The following is a 24,406-nucleotide window of genomic DNA, read 5'->3' as shown; positions in this document are numbered from 1 at the left end:
GGAGGATATGAGGTCGTGGCGTCCTCGCAGTTGCAGGACCCGACCCGGTTCGCCTATTCGCTTCAGCCCATTCAATGACCGTTTTGCGTTGAAAGCTCCGCATGCACCGATCGGAGAGTACCGCTGCATTGTAAATGGCGCGTCCTTCCTGGTTTGACTTGACGTCTTCTGATTCAATGGCCTGATCCCTAAGTGCTAATGGCGGAGTTGTCTGAGCCGCCCGATCTGGCACTTGAGAGGAAAGGCAGGGAAATTGACCCGGATACCAGAAAAACAGGTCATTGCAGGCGCGTCCGGATCCGTTAGCGGGACGACGGACACTGCTCTCGCTGAGACTTTTCGCGAAGCCGAGCAGGCCGGCCTGCGCATCGCTCTTAAGGGTCGTCTCGTGGCATTGGTGTTGCTCGGCGCCTTTCTGGTCCTGACGCGTTTGGCTGACCCGGGGCATGCACTTGATCTCGGCCTCGGCATCGCCGTCTTTGCTGCACTCGGCATCTTCCATTTCGTCCTCATCGGTTCACGTTACGACCGACCCTGGCTCAAATATGCCTTCATCACCGTCGACATTGCGATCCTGTCGCTGCTCATGGCCACCCAACCAGTTTACGATACGATCGACGTGCCCCAGGTCATGTTGTTTCGTAACACCATATTTCCCTTCTATTTCCTGATCCTGGGTATAGCCGCCTTTAGCTTCTCGCCGGGCAAAGTACTTTGGTCCGGGGTCATGGTCGTCGTCGGTTGGCTCGGCGCCTTCGCCTGGGCGATCCGCGATATGCCTGAACGCCTTGATTGGACCGACATTGGTACGACACCGACCACAGAACATTTCATATCGGTCTTTCTCAGCCCCAACTTCGTCGGCACCGGCAGTCGGATCCAGGAGTCTTTGGCCTACTTTCTGGTCGCAGTTCTGATTGCCGGGGTCGTGTGGCGGGCGCGGCGCACGGTGCGGAGGCAGCTTGAGCTGGACGAGGAAAGGCGTGCGCTCACAGATGTTTTTGGCCGCTACGTGCCCAAGGCCATCGCCGACGCGCTGATCAACGACCGCGGTCTGCTGGAACCTGTCGAGGGTACGGCGACAGTTCTGTTCATCGACGTTGCAGGCTTTACAAAGATGACGGAGGAGAGCGGAGCCCGGCGCGTGGTCGACGTGCTGAATGCCTTTTTCGACGAGGCGACCGCAACGATCAACCGATACGACGGTGTGGTGACCCAGTTCATCGGTGACGCAATCATGGCAACCTTCAACCTGCCGGTCAAAGATCCGGAGCACGCCGCCAAGGCCGTGCGCGCCGCTCTGGATATCGCCGCTCTGACGGAGAACCAGACCTTCAACGGCGAGCGCCTGGCCATCCGCGCCGGCATCGCGACCGGTCCGGTGATCGCCGGTAGCGTCGGTGGCGGCGGCCGGCAATGTTATTCGCTTTACGGCGATACCGTAAACCTCTCGGCGCGTCTTGAGGAGCTCAACAAGGAGCGCGGCACGCGGATCCTGATCGACACCGCTACCGTCGAACGTCTCCCCGGCATCACCCTGCGTGAGATGGGCCAGGTCGCCGTACGTGGATTTTCGGAATCGGTGGCCGTCTTCACGACGGCAGCCGAGACGGAGACAGAACTGCGTCAAGGATCCGGCCGGCCCGATTGACCCACCGGTGCAGGCTGAAGGTCATGCTGAAGGCTCTAGTGAGGCATGTTACCAGCTACATCGAACGACCCTTCCGGTGCCGCGCAAATCCCAGTCCGGCAAGTCCGACTCCGAACAGCGCCATAGTCGTGGGCTCAGGGACGGCAACGGCAACCTGACCAAAGTGCACATCGTCGACTGCAAAGTTGTTGCCCGTTATATCATCGCCGTCGATCACGAAGGAGACTCGCGCAATCGGGATTCCCGTGCTGATGATTCCCAGGAAGCTCGAGAAGCTGCCGGCCGCCGTCATGGGACCTTCGACGACCCCGAGCAGGCTATCCGACTGGGAGGACGCGGTCATGCGGACGCCGTGGTTTTCACCAAAGGTATCCACGAAAGCGCCGATCGCTCTGGTGCCAAGGGGGAGCTCTGCATTGATTTGTTCCAAATTGTCCGACGGCGGTATCTCGCCGTCGGAGATGGAGCGCGTACCGGAGCGCGAAACGCTGGTGTCCGCAAAAAGGTCCGTCTCCGCCGTCCAGGTCAGCCCGAGGCTCACCGTACCATCTGGATTGCTGCCGTCTACCCAAGGCGCACCATCGAAAGTCTCGACCGTCAGTCCCTGGGTCGCAGCCTGAAAGTCGGCAAAATTGTTAAAGGTCATGACGACCGCCGACGCGCTCGGCGTCACGGCGTTGGCGGCGAGCAGACATGCCAGCGCCAGCCCTCTGCGCACTAACTTTTTCATAATCTGATTCTCCATTCTGGACCCGCGAACCTGATCCCATGCCCGCTTCGGTCGTCATCCCTGCGACAGGAGGACGTCAGGCCCTCACAGCGCTTTGAAGACCCGCTAAGCAAAAGACCTGTCAAGTGCAGCTCTCTGAACAGACGCCGAAAACACAATCCGCGGAAATGCAATTTGAGCAAATACAGTCTGGACGACATCGTTCGCTCCCTTCGTTTTAAATTTTATTTGAACCCCGAACGGGCTGTTGGAAATATTATTGGTCTGCAAATTTATTTAGGCAGATGTCTTATTACCCCCACAGATGCGCGCGATGAACCCGTAAAGCTGCATGAGCAAAATGTAATTTTGCAGTTTGACCAAAATCGCAGCTCTTCAGGCAGGTGTTCTCCGCCGGGTAACGCCGAGGGGCTCGCCTGTTCGCTCTGACGCCTTTCTATTCGTTCCTTGATGCGGATCTGGAGATGAAACTGATCTTCTTCACGGGCTATAGTGAAATTTACCCAGATCGCAAACTGCAGTGGAGGAACCGGCGATGGGCAGGACAGCTTTGCTGGTCATAGATGCTCAACGCGCCTTCTATGATGGCGATGCAATTCCCGCGGTTTATGATGGTGAGAAGATTCTGGCCCGGATTGGCGGTGTGCTTGAGCGAGCGCGAGTCGCGGGATTATCCATTGTCTATGTTCAGCATGCTGGCGGCAGCGGCCATCCGTTGGAAGAAGGGGGTAAGGGGTGGCAGATTCATCATGAGGTCCAACCCCGGAAGGGTGATGTTGTTGTTGCCAAGACCACTCCGGATTCCTTCTACGGCACGAGCTTAAAAAATGAACTGGATGGGTTGGGTGCGAAAGACCTGGTTGTGTTGGGCAACCAGACCGATTTCTGTATCGACACCACCTGTCGCCGTGCCCGCAGCCTCGACTACAGAACCACGCTCCTCAGAGACGCCCACAGCACCTGGGATAACGAATACCTCAAGGCTCAACAGATTATCGATCATCACAACTTTGTCCTCGGGTGGCAATTCGTGAGTCTCGGCGAGTCGATCAGCTTCGATTTTGACCGGCTTTCGTGAGCAGGGCCGTCAGCACACTCTCCGGCTTCGCCTTGAGCCCGGGGCGCGTTAAACCTCATTGAGGGCATGTGGGGATTGGTGACGGGAGCAGGCTCTATATGCATTTGTGGAAACCGCTTTCACGGCGGGTGATGGTCAATCCAGGAAAATGCGCTCCCGCGCTGCACCATGCCTGACATTGCCCGAGACGGCTTTGAGGCGTACAATGTCGTCAGAAACCGGGGTTTGTACCGGAAATGTCGATTTAGATGAGGAGGGTCATATGAAACCTCTGCATCCTATGCCATGGATCCTGGCCGCGACATTGATGTTTGGTGTGTCTTCTGCGCAGGCCGACACGATCCTTCTGTCCACTGCCGGCGATGCGACGCTGGGAGGCATCACCTTCAGGGATGACGATCTCGCCGACTACGATCCCGTGACGAATACGGCGGCCTTGTTCTTCGACGGCAGTACGCTCTTTTCCTCAATCACCGAAGACATCGACGCTGTCACCATTCTGCCCAACGGCAACATTCTCCTGTCCACCCTCGGCGACGCGACGCTGGGAGGTATCACCGTCAGGGATGACGATCTCGCCGAGTACAATCCCGTGACGGATACGGCGACCTTGTTCTTCGACGGCAGTATGCTCTTTTCCTCAATCACCGAAGACATCGATGCCGTCTCCATTCTGTCCAACGGAAATCTCATCCTGTCCACCCTCGGCAACGCGACGCTGGGAGGTATCAGCTTTGGAAGAGACGATCTCGTTGAGTACAATCTCACGACGAACACGGCCAGTTTGTTCTTCGACGGAGAAGCTCTCTTTTCCAGCAATTCCGAGGACATCGACGCCGTCTCTATTCTGTCCAACGACAATCTCATCCTGTCCACCTTCGGCAATGCGACGCTGGGAGGCATCAGCTTCGGAAGAGACGATCTCGTCGAGTACAATCCCACGACGAACACGGCCAGTTTGTTCTTTGACGGAGACGCTCTCTTTTCAAGCAACACCGAGGATATCAATGCCGTCTCGGTCATCGAATCCACCCGGGTCACGCCCATCCCTGAACCTGCGAGCCTCTTGCTGACGGGTTTTGGGTTCCTGACCCTTATCGGCTATGGCTGGAAGCGTCAAAAACGATCAGACTCAAGGCCCTGAATCAGCCTTCGCCAGACGCTCGCGGTGCAGTGTATAGATTCCGGTTGCGACGATGATCAGCGCACCCAGCCATGTCCAGCCGTCCGGCAACTGGTCGAAGATCAGCCAGCCGTACATCGTCCCCCAAATCAGCAGGCTATAGTGCACGGGCGCCAGCACCACGGCTTGAGTCAGTTCCAGCGACTTGATCACCATGATTTCGGCCACCGCCGCCATCAGCGCGATGCTGACCAACAGGCCTGCCTCCAGCCCCCAATCCGGCGTCTGCCAGACAAACGGCACCGGCAGGCTCAAGAGCACGCTGGCGCTCAGCGCTGTATAGGCCACGGTTGTCACGGTTCGGTCGGATCCGCTTAATCTTCGGGACAGGATTTGACGAAAAGAGAAGAAGGTTGCGGCCACCAACACCAAAAACATTGCGGGATGGACCACGCCCAATCCCGGGCGAGTCACCATCAGCATGCCCAGAAAACCGATCGCAATGGCGGTCCAGCGGCGTGGTCCGACGCGTTCGCCGAGCAAAAGCGCACCCAGGATCGTTACAAGAAACGGCGCGACAAAACTGACGGCCACGGCATCGGCGAGAGGTACGTAGGTGAGCGCAACGATGAAAAAGCTGGCCGAGCCTGCCGCCAGGGCCCCCCGTCCGATCTGCAGCCAGGGATGTTTCGTGCTCAGCACGCCAAGGCCTCGAACGGCTAAAAGGATCAACACGCCAACCAGCAACCCTAACTGACGCGACCAGGCAATCTGCAGGGGATGCAGGCTCTCGGTCAGGAATTTGGCTTGCGTGTCCACCGCCGCGAACAAAAACAATCCGCCGGCCATGCAAGCAATGCCACGCAGGCTGTCGGATCTTGCCGGGATAAATTTTGATGCGGTGGACGGAGGGAATGCGATGCGAAAGGCTCCATGGGTGTCGGCCTCGTGATGAGGTCGAGTAACGTAGTAGCTCTCCGCAACCTGCAGGTCCATCAAAAGGCGTTGGAAAAAGACTTCGGTTTCCGAATCTCAAGCGATGGAACAGGAGGCAAAAGCGGTTGGCCGGCAGGTTTTGCGGAAACTGATCGCGCTGCGAAAGTCTGCCGCTTAACATGGCTAAAACGAACAGTAAACAATCGCTCCCTGATTCCAACCGGCTTTTAATGAGATATGAAATGACTGATGTACCAACCCTTGAGACTGAGCGACTGTTGCTCCGTTCTCCCAGGATGGACGATTGGTCCGGGTATGCTGAGATGATGTCTTCAGCGCGCTCGGTTTACATGGGTGGCCCATTTTCGACGTTTGCCGCTTGGGGTATGTTCTGCCACGATCTGGCCCAGTGGCCGCTTATGGGGCATGGTGCTTTGATGATGGAGGATCGCGATACCGGCGTATGTCTCGGGCAGGTGGGCATTAATCACGGGCCGCTCTTTCCCGAACATGAACTGGGCTGGCTCGTTTATCCTTCTGCTGAGGGAAGAGGCTATGCCTTTGAAGCGGCGCAGACTCTGCGCGACTGGGCCTTCAAAGTACGCCGCCTTGAGACTCTTGTCAGTTACGTCGATCCCGACAATATGCGGTCCCGCCGGCTCGCGGAGCGGCTAGGCGCGGCATTGGATACGGCAGCAGTCCGTCAAGATCCAACCGATATGGTTTTTCGGCACCCTAACGCGCTGTAGCCACGCGCCCCAACCACTGTAGAACTTTTCATGAAACCGGCCGGCCAGTCACACAAGGCTTCGGGGCCGGCGATCATGGTTTACAGGGGGCGCTTCTATAAATTCTTCGCGGCGTCCTCCAGTCGATGAACCTTTTCATTCGAATTCTAGGTGGCCCCGGCGACGAACGCGACGCCGTCAACCCAGTCCTAAAACGGCTTTTCTTTCTTTCGCCCAGGTATGGATCAGATGGTCGACGGCCAATCCGATAAAGGCAACGCAAAGGCCGAGCATCAGTCCGCTGCCGATCCCGTCTTTGTCCGACAGGGATTTCAGAATCAACTGTCCCAGATCGTCGGTGCCGATCATGGCACCGATAATGACCATGAACAGGGCAAAGACAACGGTCTGGTTTATGCCCAGCATGATGTGCGGGAAGGCGAGCGGCAGTTCGATGCTGGTCAATCTTTGCAAGCGGTTGACGCCCGACATCGAACCTGCCTCTTGCAAAGAAGGAGGTACATTGCGGAGCCCCTCCACCGTGTAGCGGGTGGCAGGGATGGTGGCATACACGATGACGGCAATTAACACCGACGTGTCGGTGACACCGAAGAGCATGATGACCGGAATCAGATAGATGAACGACGGGAAGGTCTGAAGGGTATCGCAAAGCAACAGTATCAATTTTGTCGCGAGGGCGTTTTGAGCACACAAAATGCCGACCACTGCGCCGATCACAACTGAAATGATCACCGCAAAGGTTGTCATATAAGCCGTAATCAGAGCTCTGTCCCACCACTCGGTCAGTGCGATGAACAACAGGAATCCACCAACGACGAGGGCGGACCTTATACCGCCGGCGATGTAACCGACACCCATCGCCAACACGAAGGTCGCTGCCACCGGCATACCTAGATAAGCGTTTTTCATTGGCACCAGCACATTTACGATCAGTGCCGTATTGAAGATTTGCAGACCCTGGTACCAATTGTCGACCATCCAGTCGACTCCCGCCTGCCAAAGGAATTCCGTCGTAACGCCCTTGTTGTGCGGAATGAGGTAAAAATAATTGACACCACCCTCGAAAATAAACTTTCCGAAGTAGGCCAACAGCGATCCGGCCAACAAGATACCAAGAAACATGATTGCGTATTTGTGGCGCTGGGAAAAAGTAAGGTCGGCAAAATAATCGACCTGCTTGTTTGCCCAACCTAGAGACAGCTTGTCCAGGACGACGGCGATCAGCACGATGCAAATGCCCAATTCGAGAGCCTGTCCGATTCTCAACTGATTGAGGGCAAGCAGCAAATTGTAACCCAGGCCTTTGGCTCCAATAAAAGAGGCAATGACCGCCATTGCCAGGCACTGCATGATCACCTGGTTTACACCGACCAGAATGTTCCGCCTTGCCGTCGGAATCAGCACTCTGAACAACAGTTGGAATTTGTTGCAGCCGTTCATCAGGCCCGCTTCGATCACTTCCGGTGTTACCGCTTTAAGTCCCAACAATGAGAGGCGAATCATCGGCGGGGTTGCAAAGATGACCGTTGCGATAGCGCCAGCGTGATCACCGACACCGAAGAGAACCGTGACCGGAACCAAATAGGAAAAATGCGGCATGGTCTGCGCAATGTTGAGCAACGGCCACAATGTCGCTTCGACCTTTCGGCTCTTATAGGCCAGAACCCCTAAGGCAAGACCCAGAAGGACGGAAAGCGGCGCCGCAATCAGAACGAACGAGAGCGTTTCCATGGCCGGCTCCCATTGTCCGAAGACCGCGATATAGATCGTCGCAAATCCGACAAAGACGGCAAGCCACCTCCCACTGAGGGCGTATCCCAACAAGATGGCTGCACCGGTAACCACGGTCCAGGGGAGTGCAGGCCAGTGAGCCCAGCTGTTTTCGCGGACATAATCCCAGCTTGTAAAAGCCACGATCGTTTTAACGCCACCTAAAAGAACTTCACGAATGAACTCGATACAAAAGAGCAGAGAACCAGAAATGGATCTGGTGAATTCCTTTAACAGCGAAGACTCTTCATAGTCTTCGATTTCCGGATTGTAGATCTCGATCGGCGCCCAATCGAAAATCAGATAGTTGACCGTATCCGTCAGCGCCGTCGGCACAGCAGCCAACAACGCAGGCAGCCGCCACAAGATGTTGCTTTCAGATGGCTCAATCAAAAGACACAGAAGGAAAAATACAACCAACAGAGTGGTGAACTGCGCTAATCTTGAGTGTCTTATCAATTGACTCATGATCACTCTCAACTCTTTCAAGCGACAGGCGAAGTTCCTGCGCTGCTCTTGCTGAACAGAATATGGATGATCGTTTTACTGTTCAGGACGCCGATCATCTCGTCGTTTCCATTGGTAACGGGGACCGGTTTGGGTTCATTCAGTACGGCTTCGGCAACGGATTCGATGATGGCATCCTTTGAAACGCTCATGTCGCTGATGCCTGAAGGGTCGCCGACCTCTTCCATCACGTCTCCGCACTTCAACACCTTCTCGCGCGGCACGTCATTGGTGAATTTGGCCACATATTCGGTGGCAGGATTGAGCACGATGTTGGCGGGTGCATCGATCTGTTCAATTATTCCGTCTTTCATGATCGCAATTCTGTCGGCCAGGCGCAGAGCCTCATCGAAGTCATGCGTCACGAAGAGGATCGTCTTGTTGAGCATTCCCTGAAGTCGCAAAAATTCATCCTGCATTTCTTTTCGTATCAGCGGGTCAAGCGCGGAGAAGGGTTCATCAAGAAACCAGATGTCGGGTTCGACCGCCAAGGACCTGGCAATCCCGACGCGCTGTTGCTGCCCGCCGGATAGCTGTCTCGGAAAGTAATTCTCGCGTCCGCCGAGACTGACAAGCTCGACCATTGCGGCCGCTCTCTTGATGCTGTCTTGCGTGCTGACGCCCTTCATCTGCAACGGGAAGGCGATGTTTTCCAGCACGGTCTTATGAGGCAGCAAGGCAAAGCTTTGAAAGACCATGCCCATCTTGTTGCGGCGGAGTTCGATCAGGTCTTTGGCATTCATGGCGAGTAAGTCCTCGCCATCTATGAATATCTTTCCGGCAGTCGTATCTGTCAGACGCGAAATGCAACGAAGCAGAGTTGATTTTCCGGAACCCGATAGCCCCATGACCACCAGCATTTCGCCTCTGTGAACCTCGAAAGACGCATCGTTCACCCCGAAAATGCAACCGGCATCCTGAAGTGTTTTAACGTCTATTGCGCCGTCAGCGTCGCGTATGTTTTTTTCTGCATTTCCGCCAAAAATCTTGTACACCGAATCGCACCTAATAACGGGGTGCGTGTCTTCTTTGGCTACGTCTCTGGGCATTTATCAATCCTTACGGATATCTCTCATGATTACCTGCGTATTGCTTAGCGTACACATCTAACCTTCCTAAGGATAGCAGCCGACAACAATATCGCTTTTCCATCGAACCGAAGTCGTTGAGGTTCAGGGCCACCGGCGCTTGCCACTCTGCGCGGCGCGAATGACACCTACGATTGTGGAAAGGCGTTACAAACCCGGTTGAGTTTCAAGTTGATCGAACGCACCGGCGGGCCAATTGTGCCCTACCCAGGTGGGGCGGGCTATTGGGAACCCCAACCAGCCAAGCGGAAAGCCACCCGAAGCATATCGATGCGTGCGTCATACAGACCGGCGGTCATTATTTTTACTGTTCTTCGCCGCCAAACCTGAAGTCCCCCGGGCGCTTCCTACGCCACGCCGAGAATAGGCCGTTTCCCCAACCCAAACCCATTGTCACTCGTTTTGGATGCCGCAAATCTGGGGGCATCCCTTTTCCCGAGTTACCTGGATTTCCTTGCACTTCAGCAGATCACTCCCCTGGCCACGAGAGGCCAGGGGAGGTCGTACCAACTCAACGATTGGTTCCCTGCTGCAAGCAGAGGAGCATCGCTACCTGATTGAGGTTTTACTCCGTGAAAGGCATCCAGACGTCTTTATGGTCTGCCAGCCATTTCTTAGCGGCGTCTTCGTGGCTCATCTTATCGATGTCGACCAACGCGGCCATCTGACCGATGTCCTTGGTCGAGAAAGACAGTTTGCTGAAGACCTTGTAAGCATTCGGGTGCGTCTTCGGGAACTTGTAGTTGGCCGCTTTCTTCAGCCAGCCCTTAGGCGAACCGCAACTGCCGTCACCACCATCCTCGACTCTACAGCCTTGTTCGTAAGGAGGAAACGCAATGAAGTCGAAGCCATCTGCATCAGTAAAGTTCGGAGTCCAGTTGAACGTGATGATGCCGCGGCCTTCCTTCTTAGCGGAAGCAAGTTCAGCCCAGATCGCGTCGGCGGAGCCGGCGAACTTGACGACATACTTGTCTTCCAGTCCCAGCGCTTTGATACGTACCGGCATGAGGTCGCCATGCCAGCTCTGGGGGCCTTCCAGGATTCGGCCTTTGCCGCCGGAATCTGCTGTCGCAAAGACTTCCGGACAGTTCTTCAGCGCTTCCCAATCGGGTAGACCGGGACAGAGGTTGTTCTCGACCACATAGCTGGGAACACCCAGTTCTTCCAAGGTGCTCGCCTCATGCGTCCCGGCGTCAATCAAACCACCCTTTTCCATGGCATTGTAAAAGGACTTGCCGAAGGTAGATTGCCAGACTTCGTGTGATATCGTGATGTCACCATTACGGATGGCTTCGTAAACGCCCTGAGAATCAGCGGGCACATATTCGACATTGTTGCCCAGGCTCTCGAAAATTCCACCGATGATGTGAGCCATCACAACCTGACTTGACCAGTTGTGTGTCGGAATTCGGATTGGCTTGTTTGAGTCTGCTGCCAAGGCTGGAATTGAGGCGCTGGCCAACACTGCGGAGAGTGCCCCCGCAACCAACTTACCTTTAAGTGTCTTCAATTTTCATCTCCCCAATTGGGCGGCATTTTTGCCGCGGTTGTTTTCACAATCTGCTTTTTGTTCGCAACATTGCCCCGGTAAGACCTGGGCATTGATTCTTGGTCCAGGTCGGATGGGACCGGTCTAGGTGGCGATGTCGAGAAGCCGCTCGGCGCGAATCAGGATGTCATGCTCGCTGCTACCGCAAATCGCCGATCTGTCTCGTGGCAAGCCATCGTCACCTGTCCCACTATAGAGCGTCATTGTGAATAACGTTCTCGCCTGACAAAAATGGATTGTGAATCAATGTGAAAAACTGTTAACAAGCAATTCAGTGAGAATTGGTGAGTGTCCCAGATGCCGGATGTGCAACACATTATTGTTGTCGAAGATGACGAGGTGACCCGTGCGAAGCTTTCGGCGTACTTGGAAACCGCCGGCCACCGTGTTAGCGAGGCTGCCGATGGACAGGCGCTGCGAGATATCATGGAGCGAGATATTGCCGACCTGATCCTGCTCGACATCAATCTACCCGGTGAGGATGGACTGGACATCACCCGCCAGCTGAGAACCCGCAGCAACGTCGGCATCATTTTGCTGACCGGGCGGACGAGCGACGTCGACCGTGTTCTTGGGTTGGAAATCGGCGCCGACGACTACGTCACCAAGCCGTTCAATCCGCGAGAACTTTTGGCCCGAGTGAAGGCTTTGCTGCGTCGGGTTAATCAGGGCGCCATTCAGGACCTGCCGGTAAAACGTTTCTCCGGCCATCTATTCGATCTGCGGACCCGGCGACTTCGGAAGAAGAATGGCGAAGCGGTCCCTCTGACCCGTGCCGAGTTCGAGTTGCTGTCAGCCTTTGTTGCCTGGCCCGGAACAGTGCTGAGCCGGGACCGCCTGCTGAACCAGATCACCCATCGGCTGCCAGAGCCGAACGACCGCACCATTGACGTCCTCGTCCGCCGTCTTCGCCGTAAGCTGGAGGTCGATCCAAAGGTCCCTGAGATGATCGTCACCGTGCACGGCGAAGGTTACATCTTTTCCGCCGAGTTCGAGATGTACTGATAAGCGCCTCCATGCGAGGCATTCGGAATTCTTTCCCTTGACCTCGGCATACAGAATAAATCAGAGGGTCTTGGACAGGCAGCGTTGTTCACCGGGGTGATTTAGCAGCATCTCCTGACCAGGGCTTTCGCGCGGTCGGCGCAGGAATCTGCGTCGTTACCAGGTGGCGCTATTTTTACGACAGTTCCGGGTCGTACACGTATCCAAGACCTCGAACGGTTCTGATGATCGTTGGTTTCTCGGGATTCTTTTCAATTTTGCGTCTCAAGCGGGATATCCGGATATCGATGCTTCGGTCAAACGGATCCCATGACCGGTCATGAGCTTGCTCCAAAATCTGGTCTCGGTTGAGAACCCGGCCTTTGTTTTGCGCAAAGGCTTTCAAAAGATTGAATTCCATGGCGGTCAAGGGCAGTTCGCTACCGTCGCTTGCCGTCATCTTGGCCGCCTGGATATCCAGCAGGTAATCCCCGAACTGCGCAGTATCCACTTTTGCCGAGCTGTCTTTTTTGTCTGCGGCTTCGCCTTTGCGCCGGAGCACAGCCTTAACCCTGGCTTCCAGTTCCCGCAGGTCTACCGGTTTGCCCAGGTAGTCGTCCGCCCCCATCTCGAGACCGACGATGCGGTCGATGACTTCACCCGCGGCGGTGAGCATGATGACCGGTACCTGATTGTCGGCGCGCAGGGACCTGAGAACGGCCAACCCGTCTTCGCCGGGCATGTTGATGTCCAGGATGATCAGGTCGGTGCCAGTACGCGCGAGCACCGCGCGGAGCTCCTGCGCGTTGGCGGCTGTCGTCACGTCAAAGCCACGCTTACCAAGGTACTCCTGCAGCATTTCGCGAACATCCTGTTCGTCGTCACAGACCAGAATACGTGTGCTCTTGTTGTCCATTTAGTTTTCTTCTTTCACGTCGCCCAAAATGCTGAAGACGAGCGTGCGCAACTCGTCCGGCGAGACCGGTTTTTCGAGAAACGGCCGATCCAGCTCCTTCAGAAGCGCTTGAGAAGCCTTCCCCATCGTATCACCCGTAATGAAGGCGCAGTGGTCGACAAGGTAGGGAAAATCGGCCAGCAGTGCATTATAGAGACCACGGCCATCGACCTCAGGCATGTTAAGATCACTGAGGAGAATGTCGTACTTCCGCTTCTTCAGGCAGGTGATTGCTTCTTGTCCTGAATGGGCGATGGTTACGCCAAAACCCTCATTTTGCAGCACCTCCGCGACGAATTCGGCGACATCGGTCTCGTCGTCGACAACCAGCGCTTTTTTTGAGGCTACTTCGTCTGAACGGATGGTTTCTTCGGAATTGGCTTCATTCACACCTTTTGCCATCGGCAGTCTGATGCAAAAACGGCTTCCCTGCGCGGAATGCTGGTCAAGCCAGATTTGCCCTCCATGTGAATGGATAATGCGGTGACAGAAGGCAAGGCCTATGCCGGTGCCGTCTCCAACATTTTTCGTTGTGAAAAAGGGCTCAAAAATACGCGCCTTTATGTTTTCCGGGATACCCGGCCCATTGTCGGCGATGACGATCCGGATGGCATCGCCCAGTTCATCGACCTGTGACGACACCTCCACGCGGTCGCCTGTTCCCGAGGTGCTGATGGCCTGTCCCGCATTGATAATCAAATTGATCACGACCTGCGTGATTTGATCGGCGTCAGCCAGAATGTCGGGCAGGTCCTCGCGCAGCAGCGAGACGATCTCCACGCCATCCTGCTGTTGCCCGAAACCTGCGACGTCGATCGCGGTGGCCAGAACGGAGTAGATATTCACAGGCTCCATTTTTGTCGGCTGCTGCCTGGCCATGGCAAGGAAGGTCTTCACTATTTTTGCGCTGCGCTCGGCGGCATTGCTGATCTTGTCGATGCGGCGCAGGGTTTCGGCGTCGTTTGTTTCCTCACGTAACATCAGGGAATGACCCACCACGATGGAAAGCGGATTGTTGAGTTCGTGCGCGACACCGGCCAGCAATTCCCCGAGCGCCGACATCTTCTCGTTCTGGAATAGCATGTCCCGCTGGCTCGAGAGTTCCTCCTGAAGCGCCAACTCGTCCGTAAGGTCGCGTGTACTGGAGACGATGACCTCTTCGCCGTTGAACGCGATAAGCCGGGCGGAAACCGCGCCCATAAAAAGCTTCCCGTTTCGATCAACGAATTCTGTCCGGTAGTCGTTCAGCCAGCCTTTTGCACGAAGCGCCTTTAGAAACCTGGGCCGTGCGGTTGGATCTTTGAAATAGGATCGGTAGCTCTGAACCCGGCCGGTTTCACTCGTGGTTTCCAGGCTGGTAAACAGCAACTGTCCGGTCTCGGCGTTGGTCATCTGGATTGGAACGGGGCAGGCCTCCAGAACCTGCTTGACCAGTTCCTGAGATTTAACTTCCTCAGTCAGATCGACAACGCTGGTGACGATAACCTCTTCGCCCCGGAATTCCGCAAAGCGCGCTGAGATGGAGGCGGGAAAGACGACACCCTTGGCGACAACGTTCAGCCGGTAATTGTCGACTTGCCCGTCTGCAAGCATCAGGGTGATGAAATCCGCCCGTTCGTCGACATTCTCGTAATGATCTTTCGCCGACTTGGTGTTGCCGAATAACGTCAGTGCGGCGGGCGAGCGATAGAGAATTTGCCCGTCACCGGTGCGTGCCATAATGACGATCGCGGAGCTTGCATCCAGCACGGTCCGGACCAGCAGGTCACCCTCGCGCTCGACAAACTCCGCCTTCTTTCGTTCGGTAACGTCGGTGCGCGTGACGACGAACCCGCCAAGCTTGGTTGGATGGGTTGAAACGAGATAGCAAGAACCGTCGGTATGGGTCAGTTCATACTCGTCGACATAGTCGTGCGTGGTCTGCAGTCTGTCTTGGATCCAGGCGTCTTCTCTGCCGATGGCATCGGAATAGACACCCCGGCGTGCTGTTTCACGCATCAGGATTTCCCAATCGAGGCCAGGTTCCAGCATATCGGCGACCGCGGCGTTCATCTCCTTGTAACGCTGGTTACACATGACCAGGCGCCGGTCATCGTCGTACAGCGCGAAGCCCTCGCTGAGAGATTCGATCGCATCCCGCAACAGATCGCGGGCTCTGCGGATGTCTTCCTCGCTGTCTTTGTGCCTTTCCATGCCGGAAACTTACCTCACGCATGTTTCAGTACGTTTTCTCATCGCCGTTCCAATGTTTCAATTGTTTCAGAAACAAAGGGGTGGATGGTAAAAAATTATCGTTAATATGTTGAAATATATGAATAACTATAAACTTCTCCGCTTTTGTTAGTGTGGAAACAACTGAAACGCGAAACGAGGCGATGTGACAATCAGCTGAAACACGCAGGTCTCAAATAGAGGTCATCGAACAACGCAACGAGGCGAACCCGATGGCCCACATTCTCAATATTGCACAAACAGACCGCTCTCCAATTGTCGCTCTGCATTCCTCGGCGTCAGACGGCAGACAGTGGGCTGGATTAGTCTCAGAACTTTGCGACAGGCACGAGGTTCTCGCCTACAATCTGCCGGGTTACGGGCAGGAATTCAAACGCTGTACTTCCCAGCAGGGTATGGCAGTGGTTGCTGAACCGATCATCCAGGAAATCCTGAAATTCGGTGAAACGGTTCATCTTGTCGGTCATTCCTTTGGCGGCGGCGTGGCGTTGAAAATCGCCTTGATGAGGCCTGATCTGGTCAAAAGCCTGACCCTGTACGAACCCGTGTCATTCCATGTTTTGAACAACGGAAGTCAGGCGGATGCAGCGCTGCTGTCCGGATTGAAACAGGTTGAGCAAGGCCTGCTGTCGGATGACACGGATGGGCGGACCGGCCCTGCCATTAAGCCCTTCATCGACTTCTGGAATGGTCAGGGCGCGTGGGACGCTATGCCGGAATCGCTTCGCAATAAGCTCATCTCGACGACAGCCGCGGTCGTTGCCGACTTCGTGAATTGTTTCGGTGAGACCTGGCGTCTCGACGATCTCAAGGGGCTGGATATCCCGACACAGATCCTTATGGGAATGGAATCTCCGGCGATCGCTCAAAGAACCGCCACGCTGGTTTTCGAACACATTCAGGAAGCCGAGCTGGTGATGTTGCCGGGTCTTGGACATATGGCGCCGATTCATGCCCCTGACTGGGTCAATCCCCGCATCAAGCAGCACATCGCGAGAGTCGAACGCTGTGCCGAGCACTTCGCCTGGCCGCAGACGCGTGCGGCATGAGCTTACCTGCCTTGACGACACATGGCCTGATCAGATGGCGACCGAGAAAAAAGGAACCCACCATGCCCAGCGAAACCCTGATTGACCCCATCCGCACCCTTGCGGCTTTAGCAACGCAAAAGAAAACCAAGGAGATTGACATGAATATGACGGTTCTGACGCATCCTGCACCGGACTTCACTACACCCGATTTTGGCGCGATCAAATCCAAACAGAATGCCGCCTGGTCTTCCGGCGACTATGCGAAAATTGGCGTTACGCTTCAGATTACCGGCGAAGAGTTGGCCGAGGCGGCCGACCCCGCACCCGGATCTTCCGTTCTGGATGTTGCGGCCGGAAATGGCAACGCAACGCTCGCTTTCGCCCGCCGCTGGTGTGAGGTGACCTCGACCGATTATGTGGAAAGCCTGCTGGAGGGCGGACGCAAACGTGCCGAAGCGGACGGGTTGGACGTGGCTTTTCAGATTGCCGATGCCGAAGACCTGCCTTTCGCGGATGCTTCCTTTGACCTGGTCGTCTCCACCTTCGGCGTCATGTTTACGCCCAATCAGCAGAAATCTGCAGCGGAAATGATCCGGGCCTGCCGCTCTGGCGGTAAGATTGCCATGGCCAACTGGACCCCTGACAGCTTCATCGGTGCGCTCTTTAAAACACTGGGCAGGCATGTTCCCCCGCCTGCCGGTGTCGCGTCTCCGGCCCTATGGGGAAACAGGGACTGGATCGAAGAACAGTTTTCCTCCGATGCCCAGGACATCACGATGAAGCTCAAGAGCTTTAACTTCCGCTACCGCTCGCCGGCGCATTTCATTGAGTTTTTCCGCGTCTTCTACGGCCCTGTGCGCAAGGCATTCATCGCCCTCGACAAAGCGGGGCAGGTTGCACTCTACAAAGACATTCTGGATACCGTGAATCGCTTCAACCTTGCGACCGACGGGTCAATGATTGCACCCTCCGAATACGCAGAAATTATTGTCACGAAGCGTTAAAAGTGAGGCCCCTGGCAAAGACGAATGTCCGGGGCCTTTCCTTCTAAAGCTGCTTTTACAGCTTTTCCAAATCCTCTAGAGTCTGATCGTTATTTACTGAATCAGCTATAAAATGTGAATTTGTCTCTATTCCATAGAGTTAGAATGCGCAGTCAGTAATTTCTAAACGAAGCCCGGACAATTAACAGGGGAATATTAATGGCGCAACAGACTCTTTTTGAGAAGTATGGCGGGTTTTCGAAAGTCAGTAAGATCGTTCTCGCGTTTTATGACACCCTGTTGGACAGCGACGAGATCGGCCCGTTTTTCGATGATATTGATATGTCGAAAATGGTTGATCATCAGACCAAGTTCGTCGCATCGCTACTCGGCGGGCCCGCCTCCTATACCGACCGGCAGTTGCACCAGCTGCATAGTCACTTGGATATTCGGGATGCGCACTTTGATGAGCTCAAAGTGGTCCTGAAAGACACTTTGAGCGATCACGGCGTTGAGGACGGCGATGTGCAAACAGTGCTTGACGAATTCGAAAAAAGACGCAGCCAGATTGTAGGGCAGCCCCATGTCGATTGAAGCGATCAATGAACAGCTTTTAAGGGCCATCGGTGTTGGCGTGGCTTTGCTGGACCGCAGCAGTTTAAGTTTTCATTTTCACAATGACACCTTTGAAGAATGGTTTGGCGCGCAAGTCGGCATCAATCCCCTCCCGGCGGTTTTCGAAGGGCTCGATGTCACAGCCCTGAACGCAGGGCTCGATGAGAACGGCCGCTACACCGCGGAAATCAAGCACAAGAAAAAGCGGCGGAACATGGTCATTGCGGTGGAATTTACCGCGGCCAGCGAGGGCGAGCAGCAGCTCGTCGTGCTTGTGTGCCAGAACATCACCCGCATCCGGGAGCTGGAATCGATGATCGATTCCTATTCCATGATGGTCGAGCGCAATACCCGCGAGATCAAGCGGGAGAAGGAACAGGTTGAGAAGCTGCTTCTCAACATCATGCCGCGTTCGGTCTATGAGGAATTCAAAGCCTTCGGCGTTGTTACGCCACAGCTTTACGACCCCATTTCGGTTCTGATGCTGGACTTTGTCGGCTTCACCGACATGGTTGCCTCTGCTGATCCCAGCGTCACCGTGACCGAACTCAACGATATCTACAGCGCCTTTGACCGTATTGGCGAGCAGTTCGGCTGCGAGCGGATCAAGACCATCGGGGACGCCTATATTACAGTCGCGGGACTTCCCGATCCGATGCCGGATCACGCCAAGGCGGTGGCGAATACCGCGATAAGGTTCATCAGATACCTCGAGCGGCGCAACAAGAGCCATCCGCATCAGTGGCATTGCCGTATCGGCTTGGCCTCCGGTGCCGTCGTCGGGTCCGTCGTGGGCATTCAAAAATACGTCTACGATATCTTTGGGCCGGCGGTAAATCTCGCGACACGGCTGCAGGAGTTTTCCGAACCCATGCAGATTTCTGTGCAGGACGAAGTCGCGAAAACCCTTCGTGAAGAATTCGAAATCGATAGCCTGGGGGAGAGAGATATTCGCGGTTTCTCGAGCCAGGAGATCTGGCGTTTGAACGACAGCAAAAGAGAAATATCTCAAGTCAAAACCTAGAGTGAACAGCAGCCAACCAGGCCCGGTAATCTGTCGAGCGGTTGACCCGCTTCATAAGTCTGGAACTTGGTCGCGTTCAAATCGGTTTCGGACAGACCCTTGGAGTTTCAATTCAGCAGGCATAAAGAGTAAGAACGCGGGGCGAACCGGATCGGATTTAGGTGCTTTGAAAGTTTTCGAAAGCACCGGCGGTGCCGAAACCCTATCCGAAATACTCTCAATCTATCTGATCTGACAGAGGAAATTCCCAAGCTCGGCGTGGAGTCCAAATGACAGTCTATGAAACAATAATGGCGATTGCTGGTATCGGTCTTGTACTTCTTGCATTCGTGGGCTTGTTTGGCTTCTCACCTTCCCGGCTATGGCGCCGGATGCGGGGAGACGTCAATGGTATCGGCTCTGCGGCTGGGATGAGCCGCCGGCGCGATGTCGGCGAAGATCATTTCGATGGTGGTGATTTCGGCGGTGGCGGTTCTGAACAGTGAAGAGCTTTTAGGTCGAGGGCAGCAGAGGGCAGTCAATGAGCAAAACAAGCAGGGAACTTCGTGAGGAGCAGCCGGCCTGGTTGACCATTTTTTGGTGCGACCGCTGCGGTCGTACGATCAATCGGAACGAAGAGAAGGACCATTTCCACTCTGAGCAATGCGGAGGCTGCCGCAAATGGAAGGTTATCGATTCTGATTGGGGTTACTGCCAGAGTCACGAATCCGTTTACGGCGGTCGTCGCACCTACGAGCACGACACCTGCTCAAAATGGCTGAAAGGCGAGTGGTGAGTGCAGGTTAGGCTCTAAGCCGGGTTAGGTGTCTCCCTGGCGGGCAGCTGGAGTTGCCAAGATTCAAACAGCCCTGCCGTCAGGCCCGGAATAGGCACGTTCTACGCGCGCCACGCGCAGTTCGTAGTGCGGATACCAGCGTTCGATCCCCAGCTTCTGTGCCACGAGATGGCGGGTGTCCTCTTTCCAATCCTTGAGGCTTTCCTCGTCCTTCCAGTAGGAGACCGTGATTCCGATCCCCTCCGCATCTCGCGTGGTCTCCACACCTAGGCACCCCGGATGTTCGCTGGCCAGATCGAACATCTTGATGCCCATGGCGTCGTAGCCAGCGGGATTTTCGCTCAGGCGGCTCGTAAAGATAACTGCGTAGTAGGGCGGTTCGGGGGTCTTCGCGAAGCGCTCGTTCATAGAGACCGTTCCTGTGCGATGTCGAAATGGGTGTCTAGTAAAGCAAGCGCCTTTCCGCGATTGCCGGCTTTGCAGGCCTCAAGGATGTCGCGGTGGGCGCCGGTGCAGGCCTCGCGAGCGCTCGACCCGAGAGGTTGACCGAGATAGGCGCGGATATTTGTCCGTCGCAACTCGGTGATCAGCTTGACCAGCGTCGCATTCCTGCAAGGGCGGTAGAGCGCCAGATGAAAATCGATGTCACGCTGCGCGAGCTGCTGCGGTTCGCCCTCGATTTCGAAGAGTTCCACAGCCTGCTGGGCAATAAGAAGGTCCCGGTCTGTAAGATTGTCGAAAGCCAATGAAAGAGCTTCGCGTTCCAGCAGCCGCCGTATCGCGAGAACCTCCTCCGACGCCGCCTGCGGAAGGCCGATGACTTCGAGCGATCTGTCGGCCCGGCGCGAAAGCAGATCCTTTGCCGTGAGAATCTCGAGGGCCGTCCTGACAGGTTGACGGCTGACGCCGAAGCGCTCGGCCAGAGCTTCCTGCTGCAACAGGTCTCCTGGGCGCAGCTGGCCGAAGACGATCTCTTCTTCGACGGCGTCTGCGATGTGATTGGCAGCTTTTGTATCCATGGATCCAAATAGCCAAAGTGCTGATTCAGAGTCAAGGCGATTCGGTCTTTTGTTCAAAAGCGCCACATCGTCGTGCCGCCGGCGTGCAGAGGTTTAAGCGCTCTCCGCCGCCTCCCTGACCAACGATCGCAGCCACTGGTGCTTCGGCGAGGCGTTATCGCGTTTGTGCCAGTAGTGGTGAAAGGTCAGGGCCGGGGCCGGGAAGGGGCAGGGGAAGCTGGCAAAGTCGCTCATGATGAAATGCCCCAGTCTCGAGGGCAGGGTGGCGATCAGGGGCGTGCCGCGCATCAGGGTCGAAAGGGCGATGAAGCCGGGGACCTCCAGGGTGAAGTTGCGCTGGTAACCGGTCTTGATCAGCAGTTCGTCGACCAGACTGCGGTTCTCGTTGGTGAAGCTGACCCGAGCGTGCTGGGCCTTCACATAGTCCTCCATGGTCTGGGGTGGGCTGACCATCTCGGCGTCGTAGAAACAAGTGAAGGCGTCGGTAAACAGCAACTGGCCCATTATGTCTTCACTGTCGCGCAAGGACAGGGGTGAGATCACCAGATCCGTGCGGCGGGCACGCAGGTCCTCGATGATGCGCCCGGCAGTGTTGATGATTTTCAGGCCGGCGTTGGGGGCCTGCTCCCGGATCTTGCGGAAGACTTTGGGCATCAGCAGTTCGCGCTGATAGTCGTGGGCCGAGATGACGAAGCGGTCGGTCACGTCGGAAGGCGAAAAATCCTCGACTTCACCCAGTTCCTTAAGGCCGTCAAGCAGCTTGTCGACCCGCCCGGCAAGCTGATCGGCGCGCTGCGAGGGAATGATGTTCCGGCCCGACTTGATGAAGAGAGGGTCGCCGAGCAAGTCGCGCAGCCGCGCAAGGCCGTGGCTGACCGTCGACTGGTTGACCCCGAGGCGGGCCGCGGCGGCGGTCACCGACTGCTCGTCGTAGACGGTCTTGAACATCAGCAGCAGGCGGCCGTCGAGATTCAAATAATCGAATTCCTTCATATTATTTATGAAACATATGCAATTGATCGATACAAGGGCGATCGCGCATAGTGCAAAAACCAGCGCCGCCGTCATTCCGCCGGCCCGGCGCTCTCCGCTCACCTTTTCTGAGGATCAATGACGCTCGATATCCGCCTGTTCGCCTTCATTCTCGCCGTTCTCTCGGCGCTGGCGCCTTTTTCCATCGACACCTATCTGCCGGCGGTTCCTGCCATGGCGGATTACTTTGGTGCCTCGGTACATCGGGTCGAGTGGTCGATTTCCTCCTATTTCCTGGGCTTCGCAGTCGGACAGCTTTTAGGCGGCCCCCTGTCGGATTCCCTGGGGCGTCGCAAGATCGCCCTCTGGGGGCTTGCGCTCTTCGTCTCGGCCAGTCTGGCGATTTCCTTCGTGACCTCGGTCGACTGGATGATCGCGCTGCGCGTCGTGCAGGCGATTGGCGGTGGCTTTTCCGTGGTGGTCGTGGCCGCGATCGTCCGCGATCGTTTCGAGGGGCGGGAGGCCGCAAGGATCTACACCCTGATCGGTTTGATGATGATGGTCGCGCCTTTGATCGCGCCGGCGGTCGGCGCTCTGCTCCTGGAGTTCTGGAGCTGGCAGGCGATCTTTGTCGCGTTGGCAGTCTACGGTGTCCTGACCGTTGCCGGTATCCTGACCTTGCTGAGTGAAACCCGGATGGCGCGGCGTGGCGCGCGGGGCCCGATAGCCCAATCCATTCGTTCGGCTCTGAGCGGTTACGGCCGTATTCTGTCTCATCGCGGCGGCCTGGCTTATTTGCTCACCATGGGTTTCGCCATGGGTGTGCTCTTCGTCTACCTGACGGATTCCGCCTTTGTCTTCATTGAGTATTACGGCTACTCCCACACTACCTTTCCGATCTTCTTCTCGGCCAATGTCCTTTCTCTGATGGCCTTCAACCGGATCAATGCCTGGCTGCTCAAACGCCATGACCCCGATGTGATCCTGCGCCACGGACTAATTCTCCTGGTGGCCGTAACTTTGGCACTGCTGGTCTCGGCATTGGCTTCGGGCAGCGAGTTCCTGGTTTTCCCGCTGCTGCTGGTCGCCCTGGGCAGTCTCAGTTTCATCGGCACCAACGGCACCGCCTGCTACATGACCTACTTCGGCGAGGAGGCCGGCGCGGCCAACGCCATAATGGGGACCGGCCGCTTTGTCTTCGGCGGCCTGCTGGGCGGTCTGGTCGGCCTGATCCATGACGGTAGTCTGCTGCCCATGACCGGCATGATCGCCTTCTGCGCGGTGATGGCGCTGGTGTCCTACAAGCTTCTGCGGGTCGAGGCGGACAACGGAGAGAAACAGGCCGAGGCAGAAGAAGCGGCGGTTTGAGGTTTTGCTTTTGGCAAGGTCGGTCGGTCCGCGTTATGGCGCCGGCAAAACTGGTACCCTCTTTCTTGTTTTGATAGTATTCCAGGGCTTGCAGCACAAGAGAACGGACGGATGAGAGGCGGTGAACCCTCTTTCAGGCCCGGTAAAATCAGTGAAGAAGTCACGACGAATTGGAGGCCTGTCTCGTCTTGCAGTGATCGTCATCTGCTGTGCCATCATCAACCCCTTAAACAACCTGCAGGCGCGTGTCGAAATGCCGTCCGTAGAAGATACCAGGGAAGCGGAGCGGGCCAGGCTCGCGTCCTTCGAGGCGGATATCGCTGGGCTCTACGTCCGTCTCCCTATTGCGGGGATGGCAGCCGGCCTTCTGCGCGGCAATGACCTTTCGTGGTTTAAAGGCTACGGCTACGCTGATCTGGCAATGAAGAGGCGGGTCACGCCCGACACACCGTTTCATCTGGCGTCCCTGACCAAGACCTTCGCCTCCACCCTTCTCCTGCAACTGGGTGAACAAGGCAGACTCGATCTCGATACGCCCGCCGCGGACTTCGGCATCAAACTGGAAAGCCGCGGCACAATTACCCTGCGGCACCTTTTTTCGCACACATCGCACGACAGGCCCGGCGAGGACTATCGTTACGACGGATCACGCTTCGCGCAGCTTGACCGGGTCATCGAACAGATCACCGGCCGCAGTTTCGAGGTTTATCTCAATAATCTCATTGTCGGCCCGCTCGACCTAAAGAACACCGGTCGGATGGGCGGTGTCTTTGAGGTGCCGCCCGCGTCCCCTTATAAACTGAATGATGCAGGTGACTTGGTGCCTGGTGCCTACAAGACTTATTTCGGCAGTGCCGCCGGCCTCGTGGCTTCCATTGCCGACTATGCCAAATACCTGACAGCAGTAAAGAACAACCGATTCCTGCGGCCCGAGACCCAGGCCCTGGCCTTTACGCCCGCCAAGTCGACGGTGGGGCACGATCTGCCCTACGGCCTCGGTTGGTTTGTCGAGTCCGTCAAGGGAACCAAAGTCATTTGGCACTACGGCTATTGGGACTCGGTTTCGACGCTGGTCGTGATGCTGCCGGACAAGAACCTCAGCTTCTTTGCCTTTGCCAACACCGACGCCCTCAGCCGCGGCTTTAATCTCGGCAACGGCCGGATCCTCGAGTCACCGGCCGCCGCGATCTTCCTGGAACACTTCCTGTTCGATGTGGAGTGACAGATGTTTCTGTGTGGATCTCTGGTGAGGTCGATAAGCTTCGGC

The 24,406-nt window shown here is 56.1% G+C and carries 22 protein-coding genes; 12 read left to right on the top strand and 10 right to left on the bottom strand.

What is annotated here, in order from left to right; translation table 11 throughout:
- The first annotated feature begins 253 nt into the window (after nucleotides 1-253).
- Nucleotides 254-1,651 (top strand): adenylate/guanylate cyclase domain-containing protein, encoded by a 1,398-nt coding sequence (locus tag QMZ18_RS30045; protein WP_282610102.1) that lies wholly within the window; start codon nucleotides 254-256, stop codon nucleotides 1,649-1,651.
- A gap of 55 nt (nucleotides 1,652-1,706) precedes the next feature.
- Here the strand turns inward: QMZ18_RS30045 and QMZ18_RS30040 are convergent, their stop codons facing one another.
- Entirely contained in the window at nucleotides 1,707-2,381 is a 675-nt protein-coding gene (locus QMZ18_RS30040) for a PEP-CTERM sorting domain-containing protein (protein ID WP_282610101.1), read from the bottom strand.
- 535 nt (nucleotides 2,382-2,916) lie between these two features.
- On the opposite strand from QMZ18_RS30040, the gene QMZ18_RS30035 reads away from it, so the two are divergent.
- Nucleotides 2,917-3,459 (top strand): cysteine hydrolase family protein, encoded by a 543-nt coding sequence (locus QMZ18_RS30035; protein ID WP_282610100.1) that lies wholly within the window; start codon nucleotides 2,917-2,919, stop codon nucleotides 3,457-3,459.
- A gap of 262 nt (nucleotides 3,460-3,721) precedes the next feature.
- A complete protein-coding gene (locus QMZ18_RS30030) occupies nucleotides 3,722-4,603 on the top strand; it encodes a PEP-CTERM sorting domain-containing protein (protein ID WP_282610099.1) in 882 nt (293 codons plus the stop codon).
- Here the strand turns inward: QMZ18_RS30030 and QMZ18_RS30025 are convergent.
- Complete coding sequence (locus QMZ18_RS30025) at nucleotides 4,592-5,578, bottom strand: DMT family transporter (protein ID WP_282610098.1); 987 nt, start codon at nucleotides 5,576-5,578, stop codon at nucleotides 4,592-4,594. The two genes, QMZ18_RS30030 and QMZ18_RS30025, sit on opposite strands and share 12 nt — an antisense overlap.
- A 182-nt stretch (nucleotides 5,579-5,760) precedes the next feature.
- On the opposite strand from QMZ18_RS30025, the gene QMZ18_RS30020 reads away from it, so the two are divergent.
- Nucleotides 5,761-6,267: a GNAT family N-acetyltransferase gene (locus QMZ18_RS30020; RefSeq protein ID WP_282610097.1), complete on the top strand. Its 507-nt coding sequence runs from the start codon at nucleotides 5,761-5,763 to the stop codon at nucleotides 6,265-6,267.
- A gap of 177 nt (nucleotides 6,268-6,444) precedes the next feature.
- On the opposite strand, the gene QMZ18_RS30015 is transcribed toward QMZ18_RS30020, so the two are convergent.
- The 3 genes from QMZ18_RS30015 to QMZ18_RS30005 all read right to left on the bottom strand — a co-directional run bounded on the left by QMZ18_RS30015 (nucleotide 6,445) and on the right by QMZ18_RS30005 (nucleotide 11,142).
- Nucleotides 6,445-8,403 (bottom strand): proline/glycine betaine ABC transporter permease, encoded by a 1,959-nt coding sequence (locus QMZ18_RS30015; RefSeq protein WP_282610096.1) that lies wholly within the window; start codon nucleotides 8,401-8,403, stop codon nucleotides 6,445-6,447.
- A gap of 119 nt (nucleotides 8,404-8,522) precedes the next feature.
- The gene (locus QMZ18_RS30010) at nucleotides 8,523-9,539 is read right to left on the bottom strand and encodes a glycine betaine/L-proline ABC transporter ATP-binding protein (RefSeq protein ID WP_282610095.1); all 1,017 of its coding nucleotides are present in this window, start codon (nucleotides 9,537-9,539) and stop codon (nucleotides 8,523-8,525) included.
- Between the two features lie 658 nt (nucleotides 9,540-10,197).
- On the bottom strand, nucleotides 10,198-11,142 hold the full coding sequence (locus QMZ18_RS30005; RefSeq protein ID WP_282610094.1) for an ABC transporter substrate-binding protein: 945 nt from the start codon (nucleotides 11,140-11,142) through the stop codon (nucleotides 10,198-10,200).
- A gap of 336 nt (nucleotides 11,143-11,478) precedes the next feature.
- On the opposite strand from QMZ18_RS30005, the gene torR reads away from it, so the two are divergent.
- A complete protein-coding gene (torR, locus tag QMZ18_RS30000) occupies nucleotides 11,479-12,186 on the top strand; it encodes a two-component system response regulator TorR (protein WP_282610093.1) in 708 nt (235 codons plus the stop codon).
- A 175-nt stretch (nucleotides 12,187-12,361) separates the two neighbouring features.
- On the opposite strand, the gene QMZ18_RS29995 is transcribed toward torR, so the two are convergent.
- A complete protein-coding gene (locus QMZ18_RS29995) occupies nucleotides 12,362-13,081 on the bottom strand; it encodes a response regulator (RefSeq protein ID WP_282610092.1) in 720 nt (239 codons plus the stop codon).
- The gene (locus QMZ18_RS29990) at nucleotides 13,082-15,313 is read right to left on the bottom strand and encodes an ATP-binding protein (RefSeq protein ID WP_282610091.1); all 2,232 of its coding nucleotides are present in this window, start codon (nucleotides 15,311-15,313) and stop codon (nucleotides 13,082-13,084) included.
- Nucleotides 15,314-15,564: 251 nt separating this feature from the next.
- Here QMZ18_RS29990 and QMZ18_RS29985 point away from each other — a divergent pair, with 251 nt between their 5' ends.
- From QMZ18_RS29985 to QMZ18_RS29965, 5 genes are all read left to right on the top strand, one after another.
- Nucleotides 15,565-16,401 (top strand): alpha/beta fold hydrolase, encoded by an 837-nt coding sequence (locus QMZ18_RS29985; RefSeq protein ID WP_282610090.1) that lies wholly within the window; start codon nucleotides 15,565-15,567, stop codon nucleotides 16,399-16,401.
- A 62-nt stretch (nucleotides 16,402-16,463) separates the two neighbouring features.
- Nucleotides 16,464-17,387 (top strand): class I SAM-dependent methyltransferase, encoded by a 924-nt coding sequence (locus QMZ18_RS29980; protein ID WP_322097429.1) that lies wholly within the window; start codon nucleotides 16,464-16,466, stop codon nucleotides 17,385-17,387.
- A 198-nt stretch (nucleotides 17,388-17,585) separates the two neighbouring features.
- Nucleotides 17,586-17,960, top strand: coding sequence for a group 1 truncated hemoglobin (locus tag QMZ18_RS29975; RefSeq protein ID WP_282610089.1), 375 nt, complete (start codon nucleotides 17,586-17,588; stop codon nucleotides 17,958-17,960).
- The gene (locus QMZ18_RS29970; protein WP_282610088.1) at nucleotides 17,950-19,005 is read left to right on the top strand and encodes an adenylate/guanylate cyclase domain-containing protein; all 1,056 of its coding nucleotides are present in this window, start codon (nucleotides 17,950-17,952) and stop codon (nucleotides 19,003-19,005) included. Before QMZ18_RS29975 ends, QMZ18_RS29970 begins: the two co-directional genes overlap by 11 nt.
- Before the next feature lie 269 nt (nucleotides 19,006-19,274).
- Nucleotides 19,275-19,490 (top strand): hypothetical protein, encoded by a 216-nt coding sequence (locus QMZ18_RS29965; protein ID WP_282610087.1) that lies wholly within the window; start codon nucleotides 19,275-19,277, stop codon nucleotides 19,488-19,490.
- A gap of 353 nt (nucleotides 19,491-19,843) precedes the next feature.
- On the opposite strand, the gene QMZ18_RS29960 is transcribed toward QMZ18_RS29965, so the two are convergent.
- The 3 genes from QMZ18_RS29960 to QMZ18_RS29950 all read right to left on the bottom strand — a co-directional run bounded on the left by QMZ18_RS29960 (nucleotide 19,844) and on the right by QMZ18_RS29950 (nucleotide 21,894).
- Complete coding sequence (locus tag QMZ18_RS29960) at nucleotides 19,844-20,188, bottom strand: antibiotic biosynthesis monooxygenase (RefSeq protein WP_282610086.1); 345 nt, start codon at nucleotides 20,186-20,188, stop codon at nucleotides 19,844-19,846.
- Nucleotides 20,185-20,799 carry a GntR family transcriptional regulator gene (locus tag QMZ18_RS29955; RefSeq protein ID WP_282610085.1) on the bottom strand — a complete coding sequence of 205 codons (615 nt, stop codon included), beginning with the start codon at nucleotides 20,797-20,799 and terminating at the stop codon, nucleotides 20,185-20,187. The genes QMZ18_RS29960 and QMZ18_RS29955 overlap by 4 nt, the downstream gene beginning before the upstream one ends.
- A 93-nt stretch (nucleotides 20,800-20,892) precedes the next feature.
- Nucleotides 20,893-21,894 carry a LysR family transcriptional regulator gene (locus tag QMZ18_RS29950; protein ID WP_282610084.1) on the bottom strand — a complete coding sequence of 334 codons (1,002 nt, stop codon included), beginning with the start codon at nucleotides 21,892-21,894 and terminating at the stop codon, nucleotides 20,893-20,895.
- Between the two features lie 15 nt (nucleotides 21,895-21,909).
- On the opposite strand from QMZ18_RS29950, the gene QMZ18_RS29945 reads away from it, so the two are divergent.
- Nucleotides 21,910-23,139 carry a multidrug effflux MFS transporter gene (locus tag QMZ18_RS29945; RefSeq protein ID WP_282610083.1) on the top strand — a complete coding sequence of 410 codons (1,230 nt, stop codon included), beginning with the start codon at nucleotides 21,910-21,912 and terminating at the stop codon, nucleotides 23,137-23,139.
- Between the two features lie 151 nt (nucleotides 23,140-23,290).
- Nucleotides 23,291-24,361: a serine hydrolase gene (locus tag QMZ18_RS29940; protein ID WP_282610082.1), complete on the top strand. Its 1,071-nt coding sequence runs from the start codon at nucleotides 23,291-23,293 to the stop codon at nucleotides 24,359-24,361.
- Nucleotides 24,362-24,406 lie beyond the last annotated feature (45 nt).

Source organism: Pelagibius sp. Alg239-R121 (assembly GCF_947331435.1).
GTDB lineage: Bacteria > Pseudomonadota > Alphaproteobacteria > Kiloniellales > Kiloniellaceae > Denitrobaculum.
This window is presented reverse-complemented; position numbering and strand designations above follow the sequence as displayed.